The organism is Melittangium boletus DSM 14713 (genome assembly GCF_002305855.1).
Lineage (GTDB): Bacteria > Myxococcota > Myxococcia > Myxococcales > Myxococcaceae > Cystobacter > Cystobacter boletus.
Genome location: NZ_CP022163.1, coordinates 378,228 through 390,720 on the forward strand (window position 1 = coordinate 378,228; position 12,493 = coordinate 390,720).

The 12,493-nt window shown below is 67.6% G+C and carries 13 protein-coding genes; 11 read left to right on the top strand and 2 right to left on the bottom strand.

Annotated elements, in window-relative coordinates:
- The first annotated feature begins 126 nt into the window (after positions 1–126).
- From MEBOL_RS01580 to MEBOL_RS01590, 3 genes are all read left to right on the top strand, one after another.
- A complete protein-coding gene (locus MEBOL_RS01580; RefSeq protein WP_095975757.1) occupies positions 127–417 on the top strand; it encodes a hypothetical protein in 291 nt (96 codons plus the stop codon).
- 154 nt (positions 418–571) lie between these two features.
- Complete coding sequence (locus MEBOL_RS01585; protein WP_245919361.1) at positions 572–1,744, top strand: serine/threonine-protein kinase; 1,173 nt, start codon at positions 572–574, stop codon at positions 1,742–1,744.
- Positions 1,745–1,846: 102 nt separating this feature from the next.
- The gene (locus MEBOL_RS01590; protein ID WP_245919363.1) at positions 1,847–4,120 is read left to right on the top strand and encodes a PAS domain-containing sensor histidine kinase; all 2,274 of its coding nucleotides are present in this window, start codon (positions 1,847–1,849) and stop codon (positions 4,118–4,120) included.
- A 9-nt stretch (positions 4,121–4,129) separates the two neighbouring features.
- Here MEBOL_RS01590 and MEBOL_RS01595 read toward each other — a convergent pair whose 3' ends face one another.
- Positions 4,130–4,483: a PadR family transcriptional regulator gene (locus MEBOL_RS01595; protein WP_095975759.1), complete on the bottom strand. Its 354-nt coding sequence runs from the start codon at positions 4,481–4,483 to the stop codon at positions 4,130–4,132.
- 41 nt (positions 4,484–4,524) lie between these two features.
- Here MEBOL_RS01595 and MEBOL_RS01600 point away from each other — a divergent pair, with 41 nt between their 5' ends.
- The 8 genes from MEBOL_RS01600 (at position 4,525) to MEBOL_RS01635 (ending at position 11,922) form a co-directional block, all read left to right on the top strand.
- Positions 4,525–5,079 (top strand): class I SAM-dependent methyltransferase, encoded by a 555-nt coding sequence (locus MEBOL_RS01600; protein ID WP_245919365.1) that lies wholly within the window; start codon positions 4,525–4,527, stop codon positions 5,077–5,079.
- A gap of 80 nt (positions 5,080–5,159) precedes the next feature.
- The gene (locus MEBOL_RS01605; RefSeq protein WP_095975760.1) at positions 5,160–5,522 is read left to right on the top strand and encodes a hypothetical protein; all 363 of its coding nucleotides are present in this window, start codon (positions 5,160–5,162) and stop codon (positions 5,520–5,522) included.
- A gap of 145 nt (positions 5,523–5,667) precedes the next feature.
- Entirely contained in the window at positions 5,668–6,819 is a 1,152-nt protein-coding gene (locus MEBOL_RS01610) for an oxygen-binding di-iron domain-containing protein (RefSeq protein WP_095975761.1), read from the top strand.
- A 36-nt stretch (positions 6,820–6,855) separates the two neighbouring features.
- Complete coding sequence (locus tag MEBOL_RS01615) at positions 6,856–7,884, top strand: serine/threonine-protein kinase (protein ID WP_095982513.1); 1,029 nt, start codon at positions 6,856–6,858, stop codon at positions 7,882–7,884.
- 153 nt (positions 7,885–8,037) lie between these two features.
- Positions 8,038–9,012 (top strand): hypothetical protein, encoded by a 975-nt coding sequence (locus tag MEBOL_RS01620; RefSeq protein ID WP_157774703.1) that lies wholly within the window; start codon positions 8,038–8,040, stop codon positions 9,010–9,012.
- A gap of 262 nt (positions 9,013–9,274) precedes the next feature.
- Positions 9,275–9,961: a Coq4 family protein gene (locus MEBOL_RS01625; RefSeq protein WP_095975763.1), complete on the top strand. Its 687-nt coding sequence runs from the start codon at positions 9,275–9,277 to the stop codon at positions 9,959–9,961.
- 6 nt (positions 9,962–9,967) lie between these two features.
- Positions 9,968–10,537: a MarR family winged helix-turn-helix transcriptional regulator gene (locus MEBOL_RS01630; RefSeq protein WP_245919367.1), complete on the top strand. Its 570-nt coding sequence runs from the start codon at positions 9,968–9,970 to the stop codon at positions 10,535–10,537.
- A complete protein-coding gene (locus tag MEBOL_RS01635) occupies positions 10,534–11,922 on the top strand; it encodes a cytochrome P450 family protein (protein WP_095975764.1) in 1,389 nt (462 codons plus the stop codon). The genes MEBOL_RS01630 and MEBOL_RS01635 overlap by 4 nt, the downstream gene beginning before the upstream one ends.
- 169 nt (positions 11,923–12,091) lie before the next feature.
- On the opposite strand, the gene MEBOL_RS01640 is transcribed toward MEBOL_RS01635, so the two are convergent.
- Positions 12,092–12,301 (bottom strand): hypothetical protein, encoded by a 210-nt coding sequence (locus tag MEBOL_RS01640; RefSeq protein ID WP_095975765.1) that lies wholly within the window; start codon positions 12,299–12,301, stop codon positions 12,092–12,094.
- Positions 12,302–12,493: the final 192 nt, after the last annotated feature.

Here is a 12,493-nt window from a genome sequence, read left to right on the forward strand (position 1 = left end):
GGCCGACATGCCCCCAGGGAAAACCACATGGCGGAAGAAAAAAAGCATCAAAGAGACAACTCTTCCGGCCTCACGGAGATAATCTGCCGACGCTGGCATTGTCCCTGAGTCGGGAGGCGCGCGCGCATGTGGATTGAGACCATCGTCATGCCCCGGGAAGAGCCCGCGGTTGCTTGTCTCCCGCCCCAGCGAGACCGGGCCGCGCTCCACGCGGCGGCCTGTGCCGAGGGACAACGCTTCCGCGACTCCGTGCTGAGCTATCTGCGGAGCCATCAATTGATGGACGCGGTGAAGTGGGTCAGCGCCGCGGGCAGCGTGCCCCTGGTCACGATGATGTGTACCTCGCTCGTGCTGGAGCAGTTGCAGAAGGAGCCGAGCTTCGAGGCGGGCCGCTCCATGGAAGTCTCGACCTACTAGCCCGCTGGGCGAGCGGCCTTCACGGCAGGCAGCCGGGCGCGGGGGGAAAGCTTCTGTTATTCAGGGGCTCATGACGGACACGCTTCAATACGCTCCGAATATTCCCATGGATGCCACCCTGATCTCGCCCGCGTCCCGAAGCGGGAACGGGGCCGTGTCATCGCCGCAGGTGAACGCGTCCGCGTCCGCGTCCGCCGCGCGCCGCACCACGGTGCTTCCTCGGGTGGAGTGGGCGGGGGAACAACCCAACGTCATTCCCTTCGAGCGCGAGCGATTCGAGGAGGTCCGGGCCCTGGGCCAGGGTGGCATGGGCGAGGTGGTGCTGCTCAAGGACCACGACATCGAGCGGCTGGTCGCGCTCAAGCGGCTACCGGAGTCGCCCGGCCTCGATCAGGTGCTGCGCTTCGTGGAGGAGATCCGCACCGTCGGACAACTCGACCATCCGAACATCGTCCCGGTCCATGATGTCGGCGTCGACGCGTCGGGCCGCTACTACTTCCTGATGAAGCACCTGCAAGGAGAGACGCTCGAGTCCATCATCGAGAAGCTCCAGCGGGGAGACGCCGCCGCGCACGCGCGCTTCACCCACCCCGTGCGGATCCAGATCTTCCTCGGGGTGCTCAACGCGCTGGCGTACGCGCACCGCAAGGGCTTCATCCACCGCGACCTCAAGCCCGCCAACATCATGGTGGGGCCCTATGGAGAGGTCACCGTGATGGACTGGGGCCTGGCCCGGCGCATCCACGCGCCGTCCGCGGAAGCAGAAGCCCCCACGTCCCCGGCCCCGGTGAGCCTGCGTGACGCGGCTTCCCTGCGCACCCAGATGGGCTCCGTCGTGGGCACGCCCCTCTACATGTCCCCCGAGCAGGCCCGGGGAGAGCACGCCACGCTCGATGAGCGCAGTGACCTCTACAGCGTGACCGTGCTGTTCCACGAGTTCCTGTTCTTGCGGCACTACCTGGCGGGGCGCGAATCCCTGGCCGAGGTGCTCGAGGGCGTGCAGCGGGAGAAGCCCCGGGTGTTCCTGCATGTGAACAACCCGCATCAGGCCCCCGTCCCCTCGGAATACGCCTGGCTCCTGAACAAGGGCTTCTCCAAGGATCCCGCCGAGCGCTATCAGTCCGCCGAGGACATGATGAAGGAGCTGCGCGGCCTCATGGACGGGCGCATCCACGTGCGCTGCTCGCGGACGTTCGTCAAACGCGGACTGCATGAAACCCTGCGCAGGGTGGAATCGCATCCGGGACTCGTGATGGCCGTGGGAGGCCTCGCCGTGTGCCTCGTGCTCGCCGCCCTGCTCCACGTCGTCTACTCCCTGCTCACCTGACCCGGCAGGAGGGCTCCTGGGGGATGTCCTTCCACGATTTTCTCGGGTAGATTTCTCCTCATCGGTGGCCTTCCCCCCCTGAGTACTCCAAGGTTCCGCTCCATGCCCCTCTCCCAAGATCCCGCTCCGGGTTCCCGGGATCGGTCTGGTCTGTCCCGGGACAACCAGGACGCCACCGGGGACGTCTCGCGCGCCAGCCCGCGATTGCTGCGCGTGCTGACCGAGGTGCAATCGGACATCATCCGTGGCGCGGACTCCTCGCGGGCCATGGAGCGGCTGCTGACCGAACTCCAGACGTTGACGGGCAGTGATTCCGTCCTCCTGGTCGAGTACCTCCATCCCACCGGGAGAACCCCTTCCTTCCGGCGCGTCGTCGGTCTGCCCTCCGACGAGCTGGAACCCACGTGGGAAGCACCCATTCCCCGCGAGGGCACCTGCCCGGCGGCTCGCGACATGCGGGCACTGCTGGAGACCGTCTGCGCCACGGGGGCGCCCGCGCAGACAGCGAATCCCGGCACCCGGCGCCCCCTGCTGGGACTGCCCCTGGAGATCGAGGGGACCCGGGTGGGCGCACTGGGGCTCGCCGGCCGTCCCGACGGATACGACGCCGGGTTCATCGAGTTCCTCCAGCCCGTCGTGCTCGCGTGCGGCAGCTTCCTGTGGGGGTGGCGCAACGAGCAACGGCGCCTCCAGGCCGAGCAGGAGATGCGCCAGCAGCAGCACCAGAGCGCGGAGCGCCTGCGCCTGGTGATGGACAACATCCAGGATGGCGCCTGGGACGTGGATCTGCGCACCGGAGAGATCTTCGCCAACCCGCGCTGGCTCGGCATGTTGGGCTACGGCGAGGGGGAGTTGCAGGGTGGCCTTCAGGCCTGGCTGGAGCTGCGCCACCCCGAGGACGTGGCCCACAGCGATCAAGTGTCGTTCGATCACATGGAGGGCCGCATCCCCCTGATCGAGCTGGAACAGCGCGTGCGCCACCGGGATGGACGGTGGCTGTGGATACTGACACGCGCCAAGGTGGTGGCACGCGATGCCCAGGGGCGCCCGCTGCGCGTGGTGGGCACCAACGTGGACATCACCCTCCACAAGCTCAGCAAGCAACGCCTGCAGAACCTGGTGGACGTCCTGCCCGACCTGGTCTTCCGCATCGGCGCGGATGGCACCTACCTGGATCACTACGACAAGAACCAGGTGGAGCTCGCCCTCCCGAGGCAGGACATCATCGGCTCCAACCTCCGCCAGCTGCCGATGCCCCCCAAGATGATCGACAATCTGGTCCAGCACGTGGAGAAGGCCATCCGCGATGGGACGGTGGAAGTCGTCGAATACATGATGGTGATGACGCAGGGCCCCCAGTACTACGAGCTGCGCAGCATGAGGACCTCGCCCGACGAGGTCATCGCCATCGTGCGCAACATCACCGAGCGCAAGCTCACGGAGTTCCGCCTCCTCCAGCAGGAGGAAGAGCTGCGGCGCCACCGCGACAGCCTGGAGGAGCTGGTCCGCATCCGCAGCGAGAAGCTGCTGCGCGCCACGCTGGACCTCGAGGAGCAGCAGGCCCAGCTCGTCCAGAGCGAGAAGATGGCGTCGCTCGGACAGATGGCCGCGGGCGTCGCGCATGAGATCAACAACCCGGTCAGCTACGTGATGAGCAACCTGGGGACGCTCGACCAGTACGTCTCCGCGCTCATGCCCTTGATGGAGATGCTGCGCGAGTTGACGAGCGAGGGGTCCGGCGAGCCCTCCCCGGAGCTCCTTGAGCGCATGCGGGAACTCTGGCGGCAGGAGGACGTGGACTACCTGCTCGGAGACACGCCCCAGCTCATCGAGGAATCGCTCGGGGGCACCCGCCGCATCAAGGAGATCGTCCAGAGCCTGCGCTCGTTCGCGCGTGAGGACACCGGCGAGCCTCAGCTCGTGGACGTGAACGAGGAGCTGGCCTCCACGCTGAAAATCGTGTGGAACGAACTCAAGTACAAGTGCGAGGTGAAGCGCGACTTCGGTCCGCTGCCGCTCGTGAGCTGTCACCCCACGCAGATCGCCCAGGTGTTCACCAACCTGCTCGTCAACGCGGCCCAGGCCATCGAGACGCGGGGGGAGATCCGCATCCGCACGCGGCAGGAGGGGGGCGAGGTGGTGGTGGAGATCGCCGACACGGGCAAGGGGATGACGCAGGAGACGCTCACCAAGCTGTTCACGCCCTTCTTCACCACCAAGCCCCGGGGACAGGGCACGGGCCTGGGGCTGTCCGTCAGCTACGGCATCATCACGCGCCATCAGGGCCGCATCGACGTGCAGAGCGAGCCCGGCAAGGGCAGCACCTTCACCATCCGCCTGCCCGCCACGGCCCACGAGGCGCGCGACGCGCAGTGAGCCGGCGACCTACCGGGGAGGATTTCCGGGCGCCTGGGCCGAGAACACGCGCGTGACCATCCGCACGGTGCGCACCCACGCATCCATCTGTTCGAGGAGCTGCCGTCGCCCCTCGTCGGTGAGCGAATAGAAGCGGGAGCGGCGGTGGGTCTCCGAGTAGCCCCACTCGGAGGAGATCCATGCCTTCTCCTGCATGCGGTGCAACGCCGGGTAGAGCGATCCCTCCTCCACCACCAACTGCCCATCCGTCACCTGCTCGAGCCAACGCACCAGGGCCGCGCCATGCCGCGGGCCCAGGCTCAAGGCCTTGAGGATGAGGACGTCCAGGGTCCCCTGAAGCAGTTCCACCTCCGACTTCGACATGTGACCCCTCCTCCGGGCTCGGACGGGTAGCATGCACCGGCGTGAGCGCGGCGGGCACCCTCCTCTTCCTGCTCCTGGTCGTCCTCCTGCTGGGGGCGATGCTCTCCATCGTCTTTCATACGTTGCACACCGGCATCTCCCCCATGCCCAGCTCGGCGAAGGTGCGCCACCTGCTGCTGTCGCTCGTGCCTCCGGACCTGGAGGGCCCGATCCTCGAACTGGGCGCGGGCTGGGGGACGTTGGCCTTCGCCCTGGCGGACCACTGCCCCCGAGCCCAGGTGCTGGCCTTCGAGCTGTCCCCCCTCCCCTACGCTTTCTGCCGGCTGCGCCAACGCCTCGCGCCCCGGCCCAACCTGCGCTTCGTGCGCGAGGACTTCTTCCGCGCGTCCTTCTCGGGCGCGTCGGCCGTCGTCTGCTACCTGTTTCCCGGAGCCATGAGCCGGCTGGCACCCAAGCTGGCGGACGAACTCGCCCCCGGCACGCGCATCCTCAGTCACACCTTCGCGCTGCGCGGATGGACACCCTCGCGGACGCTCGTGGCCGGGGACCTGTATCGCACCCCGGTGTACCTCTACGAGGCGCCGGGCCGGATTTAACCTCTCTTCCGCTCGGGGGTTTTCAAGGACAGAAGACGCCGGGGACGCACTCCCGGCGCTCTCAACCAGGAGACCGTTCCATGCGCACGAAGATCGCCCTGTCCGCCGCCGTTGCCTCGATGCTGTTCGCCGTGCCCGTGTTCGCCGCCCCGGAGACGCCGTCCAACACCCAGGCCCCGTACGACGGCCACGGCGGCAAGCACCACCGCAAGCACAAGGGCATGGAGCGCCGGCTCCACCGCGCCGTCGAGGACGGCCGCCTCACCCAGGCGCAGGCCGATCAGTTCCTCGCCGAGGCCCAGCAGCTGCGCGAGGAGATGCGGGCGCAGCGCCAGGCAGGAGGCTGCCAGCTCAACCCCGAGCAGAAGCAGCAGTTCAAGCAGCGCAAGCAGGCCCTGCGCGAGAAGGTGCGCACGGCCCTGATGGCCTCGCGTCCCCGGTAATCGCTCCAGGGTGGAGGGGCAGCGAGAAGTGGGACTCATGACCCTTCGCCCACCCGCCCTGCGCAGAAGAAGCCCGGGGTAGAGCATGGACTGCTAGGCTCAGGGGGTTGGTTGATCCCCCCCTTGCGTGAAGGAAAGCCACGCCATGAGCAGCAGCGGAGCCCCCGGACCGAGCGCCCATCCCGACCTCAACCGTGTAGCGGTGGAAATCGCCCCCGAGACCTTCTGGGTGGGCAAGCGTGAGTCCGGCGGCATCTTCTACGCCAATCCGTACCTGCGGCGCTTCCGTGGCACGGACGCGCGAACGCAGAAGCCCTCCGAGTTCAACCTCCTCATCGATCCGGGCTCGAGCAGCGACTTCTCCACCATCCACACCAAGGTGGTGTCGCTCATCGGCGGGATGGACCGGTTGTCGGCGTTGTTCGTCAATCACCAGGACCCGGACGTGGGCTCCTCGGCGAGCATCATCTCCGCGCGCTACGCACCCCGCGCGAGCATCCTGTGCTCCGAGGACACCTGGCGGCTCATCGTCCACTTCAACCTGCCGCGCAACCGCTTCATCCCCACCGAGAAGTTCACTCAGGGGCTGAGCGTGCCCACCGGGCACAAGCTGTTGCCGGTCCCCTCGCCCTTCTGCCACTTCCGGGGCGCGGTGATGCTCTACGATCCGCAGACACGCGTGCTCTTCACCGGAGACCTCTTCGGCGGCCTCACGGACTCCAAGGCCCAGGGGCTGTGGGCGGAAGAGTCCGATTGGACGGGCATCCGCGCCTTCCATCAAATCTACATGCCGGTGAACTCGGCGCTGGTGCGCGCGGTGGCGGCCATCCGCCAGCTCACGCCCGCCGTGGAGATGATCGCCCCGCAGCACGGGCGCGTCATCCGCGGGGCACTCGTGCAGCAGTTCCTCGATCGCATGGAGCGGCTGCAAGTCGGCCTGGACATCATCGACGAGGCGCAGGACCGCACGCACCTGCAGGCCTGGAACACGGTGGTGGACCGGGTGCTGACGCTGGCGCGCGGCTACCTGGGAGACTCCGTGGAGGCCAAGCTCACCGCGAGCGAGCAACTGGCGGACACGGCCCAGTTCAAGGGCCAGCGCCTGGTGGTGAACCGGATGGGCAAGTGGACGCTGGAGCACGTGGTGGACCTGCTCTGCCAGGGCGAGCCGCCGGAGATCTCCGGTCCCATCATGGTGGAGGCCACGACCGCCGCCGCCGAGTACAACCTCCCCACCCCGCACCTGGACATCGAGGGCGCTGGCGCTCCGGCCCCCGTGTCCCTCCTGGAAACCTGAGCCCCACGAAGCCCCCCAGTGGCGGAGGAGAACGAGGTGCACTCAACGGATGACGAAGCCGGAGGCGTGACCTACTTGCGCGCGGAAGGGCCCGCCCAGCGGGCTCCGTCCGACGAGGGGCACCCCGAGCTGGATGTGACCCTCCGGCCGGTGACGCCGCTGGTGTCCCCGAAAGGCACGCTGATCCAGGGCGCGGTGACGCCCCCGTCCGTGTCCGCGAGCCGGGGACTCGTGCCGGGACAGGTGGTGGCGGACCGCTACCGGGTGGAGAAGTGGCTGGGCGCGGGAGGCACCTCCACCGTGTACCAGGCCCTGGATCTGTCGAAGCACCGGCGCGTGGCGCTCAAGGTCCTGGCGGTGCCGCACGCGGACGATGCCCTGGTGACGCGCTTCCGCCAGGAGGTGCAACACGCGCGAGCGCTGGAGCACGTCAACATCCTGCACGTCTTCGACGTGGGGTGGGATGGCGAGCGGCACTACCTGACCGTGGAGTTGCTGGAAGGCAAGGATCTGCGGCAGATCATGCAGGAGCGGCGCCCCACGCTCGCCAATGCCCTGCGCTGGCTGACCCACGCCGCCGTGGCGCTGGAGCACGCGCACGGGCACGGGGTACTGCATCGGGACGTGAAGCCCGGCAACCTCTTCATCACCCACACCGGGGTGTTGAAGCTGATGGACTTCGGCCTCGCCAAGAGCACGCATGTCATGGGCATGACCGCCCAGGGCGCGACGCTGGGCACGCCGGAGTACATGGCACCCGAGCAGGTGATGGGCACGCCCCCCGTGTCCCCCGCCACGGACCTGTACGCCCTGGGTGTGGTGGCGTACGAGCTGTTCACCGGGCAACTCCCCTTCCGTCACGCCCAGCCCGTGCCGTTGATGTTCCTGCACGTGCAGGAGGCGCCCATTCCTCCGCGAACCCTGTGTCCGGACCTGCCAGAGCCCTTCGAAAGCATCGTGCTCAAACTGATGCAGAAGCGGCCCGAGGACCGCTATCCGAACGCGACCGAGCTGCGCACCGCGCTCGCGAAACTGTGGCCGCTGGTGATCAAACGCCCAGCGTGAGAGTGGCCGAGCACATTCCGAGGCCGCCACGTCCACTGCCAACCATGTTCAGGACGCATGGAGTCAATTGGGTCGACTGGCGGGGTGACCCCTGTCAGGTTGGGTCCCGGCCATCGTTTCCGCGAGCATGCGGCGACCGGCTCCAGAGGTCACTTGAGCAATCCCAAAGGTCCCGCTGTATTCGTGCTGGAGAATCAACCCGAGTGGGGCGCCGGAATCGTCCTGGAGGATCGAGACGGCAAGTGGGTGCTGCTCTTCGAACAAGGAGGACGGCGCGTCTTCAACAAGCTGCTCATCAAGGGCCTCAAGCCCGCGGACCTGAGTACGGATGACGCGCGTGCGCTCGACGCCAAACTGCGCGGGCGTCCGCTGAAGGCGGCCACGGCCAAGAGCACGAAGAAGGGCAAGAAGTCCGCGCTGCCCGCGCCGCTCTACGCCACGTGCGAGGACCAGGTCCGCTGGTTCGAGACGTTCTTCGCCGGTGGCTTCGAGGGAGAGCGGTTCATCGACGAGGAGCGGGGCCGCTCGGATCGCAAGGGGAAGAACGGGTACAAGACCGCGGCGATCACGTTCGCCCACGAGCAACTGTCTCCCGAGCGTTTCGAGACCGCCAGCGACGAGGAGTTGTTCGCGGCCGTGAAGAAGCTGATCCAGTTCACGAACATCGTGCACCCCATGGAAGGCGCCATCGCATTGGGGGCCATGAAGGTCGAGGACCACGCCCCGTTCGTGGCGGCGGTCAAGGCGCTGCTACACGGGACGGGCGACTACAACGGGCGCTTCGAGCGCTTCGTCGACACCTTGAACATCACCGACGCCGAGGGAAAAGCGAAGAAGGTGACCTGGCCCCTGGCGACGCTGCTGTCCGCCATGTACCACCCCACCGAGCACGTCTGCGTGAAGCCCACGGCTTTCGAGGCCCAGGCTCCGTTGGTTGGACTCTCCGCCAACAAGTCGCAGCCCGTGACGGGTGCGGCCTATGTCCGCTTCCGTGAGGTCGCGCTCGCCACCCAGCAGCGGCTCCTCGACGCCGGACACCGCCCACGAGACCTGATGGACGTGTACTCGTTCATCTGGCGCTCGCAGGCGGAGAAGCCCGCCCGCGCCTCGACTCCGGACAAGGCGTAGCGCCTCGCGCGAGTGGACCGGAGAAAGGCCCCGAGTCGTCCCACTCGGCGGCTTTTCGCGGTCGGCGGCGCGGGCCCCGAAGGTGGAGCGCCGGCCTCCGTCGACGCCGTCGGCAAGAGTCACCTTTCGTCCCTCCGCTACGCACCGATGGGTACACGTTGACCAAATGGTTTACCTTGCATACCATTTCTCTCGTAAATGGATGGGACAAGCTTGTCCGTGCGGAGCCCACCCCCATCCCCCATCCTGTGAGCCGGCCCCTATGAGCGCTTCCCAGACCCTGTCCCTGCCCGACAACGCCTCCCTGTTCACCCGCCTGCGCGTGGCGAGCCAGTGCCTGGAGGTGCTCAAGAACGACCCAACGAATCCCACCTGCGGCCAGACGTTCAACATGAGCCTGAACGTCAACGTCTACACCTCGCTCGTCCAGCGGTTCCAGCGCACCGAGGAGGGACGCCGCATGCTGTCCCATCGCCCGTCCTTGGAGGGCAAGGAACTGGATCTGGCCGCGCTCGAGCGACTGCCGGAGGGCACGCTCGGCCATGAATTCGCGCGCTACTACCACGACAACAAGATCTCGCCCTTCGAGACGACGCTCGAGCTCAAGAACGACATCCACTTCCTCTCCAAGCGCTACCGCGAGACACATGATCTGTTGCATGTGCTGACGGGCTACGCCACGGACGTGGTGGGCGAGATGGAGCTGCAGGCGTACGTCCTGGGCAACCTGGGGATCCGGACCTCGGCGCTCGTCCTGATGAACAGCACGATGAAACTGCTCAAGGATCCGCAGTCTGGCGTCGGACGGTCCGAGTACCTGCGGCGGCTGTGGACCGCGTTCCGTCGTGGCCGCGCGTCCCCGCTGTTCCTCGACTTCTGGTTCGAGAACCACTGGGAGACCCCCGTGGCCACTCTGCGCGCGCGGCTGTGCGCCCCCGCGAACGGGTAGGAAGCGATGACACGGAGCGCTCTCCCCATCGATCACGCCGAGCACGCACTGTTGCTGATGTCCCGCCTCCACCGCTGGGCCGCCACGAGCGTGCAGGCGAACCAGCTGGGCGGCGAGTTGAGTCTGCGCCAGCTCACCGTGCTCTACGCCATCCGGCAGGGAGTCTCCTCTCCCGGGATCCTGGCGCGGCGGCTGCTGGTCACGCCGGCCGTCATCACGGGACTGCTCGACCGCCTGGAGCGGCAGGGCTACGTGCGACGCGAGGCCGAGCCCGACGACCGGCGGCGGCTGCGCATGGTGCCGACGGAGGCTGGATTGGCGGTGAGCCTGCGGGTCCGGCAGGCACTGACCCGTGAGCTGGCCGCCCAGTTCGCGAGCGCCTCCCCGGCGGAGTTGAAGGAACTGGGCCGCGCGCTGAACCTCGTGGAGCGTGCGCTCGGCGCGCTGGAGCAACGCACCCCCTCGCCCCCCGACGGAGGTCCGGAGGACGAGGAGGTGCGCTCCACCCAGCGCAAACGCGTGCCGCCGACGAGCGGCGGGCAGAAGAAGCGACACAACCCGCGGAGGACACCATGACTGCGAAAACCCCCGAGCGGAACCAGGACGGTACCTGCCCCGCGAGTGCCCTCCGGGAGGCGCCCACCTGGGACTCCGCGGTCCTGGACAGGGAGAACTCCGAGTTCATCGCAAAGGCCCACGCCATCTATGACGAGCTGCGGGCCGTGGGACCCGTGGTGCGCTGCCCCTTTGGCCGTGGCATCTCGGAAAGGGCCAATCCGGAGGCGTCCCAGGCTCGCGAGCCCGGCAAGGGGACCGGAGGCGACCGGCTCTTCGTGACCCGGTACGACGAGGCGGTGTCCGTGCTCCTCGATGAGCGCTACTCCTCCGACCTCCGCTCGGTGATGACACCGGAGCAGCGGGCGCGGCTGGAGGCGAACATGCCCGAGGAGATCCGGCCCCTCGCGCACAGCATCCTGCTGCTCGATCCGCCGGATCACACGCGGCTGCGCAAGCTGGTGCAGCCCAACTTCACCGCTCGCGCCATGGAGCTGCTCCGGCCGCGCATCCAGCGGCTCGTCAACGACCTGCTCGACACCGCCGAGCGTAAAGCGGTCGAGCGCGGCGAGGCCGTGTCGGAGCGCCGGATGGACCTGATCGAGGCCTTGGCCTACCCAATGCCCGTCACGGTCATCAGCGACCTGCTCGGCATCCCGGTGGAGGACAGAGAGCGGGTTCATGGCTGGGCGGAGACCCTCCTGCGCGCCGAGGGCCAGGACGCCATGCGGGATGAGCGGATTCGGACCAGCATGCGGGCGTTCGGCCAGTACCTGGACGGGCTATTCGAGCGGAAGCGGCGCGAGCCGACCGAGGACATGATCAGCCAGATGCTCCATGTCCAGGAGGACGGGGACACCCTCAGCCACCAGGAGATGGTGTCGATGGTATTCATCCTGTTCTTCGCCGGGCATGTGACGACCGTGAACCTGATAGGCAACGGCGTCGTCGCGCTCCTGAGCCACCCCGAGCAGCACGCCCGCTTCCTGGCGGACCCCGCCGGCCTGGCCAAGGGGCTCGTCGAGGAGACGCTGCGCTACTGCGGACCGGTCGACTACATCAGCACGCCGCGCATCGCCCGGGAGGAGATGGAGCTGGGAGGAACGCACATTCCCAAGGGGGAGAACCTGTCGTTGGGGCTCGCCTCGGCCAACCGGGATCCGGCGCGGTTCGCCCATCCGGACGTGTTCGACATCACGCGGCCCGACGCGCACCGGAACATCGCCTTCGGCAAGGGAATCCACGTCTGCATCGGGGCGCCGCTGGCCCGGCTCGAGGGGCAGCTCGCCTTCGAGACCCTGTTCCAGCGCTTCCCGAAGCTGCGGCTGGCGGTCCCCGCCGAGGAGATGCGGTGGGGCAGCGTCGCCAGCCTGCGTGGGTTCAACCGGATTCCGGTCCTGTTCTAGCCGGGCGGGAGCGGGTTCATAACCACAGGCGCCAGGTGGGCATCAGCGAGTACCCGGGGAACTTCTTCCCGGGCTCCAGCCGCAGGAGTCTGACACACGAGCCCCCGGCATTTTTTGGCCTCAAGCGGCGCGCAGCACCACCACAGCCCGGAGCGACCGCCGCTCCGTGCTACGCCACGGGCTTCCTTCTGAGACGCGACAGGTGCTCCTCGCCGCTCTCCACGAAGCGCCGCGCCAGCTCGACTTGGCCCTCCGCTCCGTGCTCCAGCAGGTACACCAGCTTCGAGGGCAGCAGCGCCTTAACGGTGACGAGCTTCACCTCCCCATACGGAGTGGAGAAGTGACTCGGCAGCGTGCGTGACTCCACGCCCAGCAGCACGGCCAGTACTGCTACACCAAGAGGGGCGTTCGCGCTTGAACCAGCCTCGGCGGCCGCTCAAATCCGCCCTGGACCTGCGGCGAAGCGTGGCGCGCATTCCGTAAGACGGCACGAGCAGGAGCTGAGACTCAAAAGACTCCAGCCCGATCACGGTGTTACGTCACGATACGCGTATCAGACACCAACCTCATC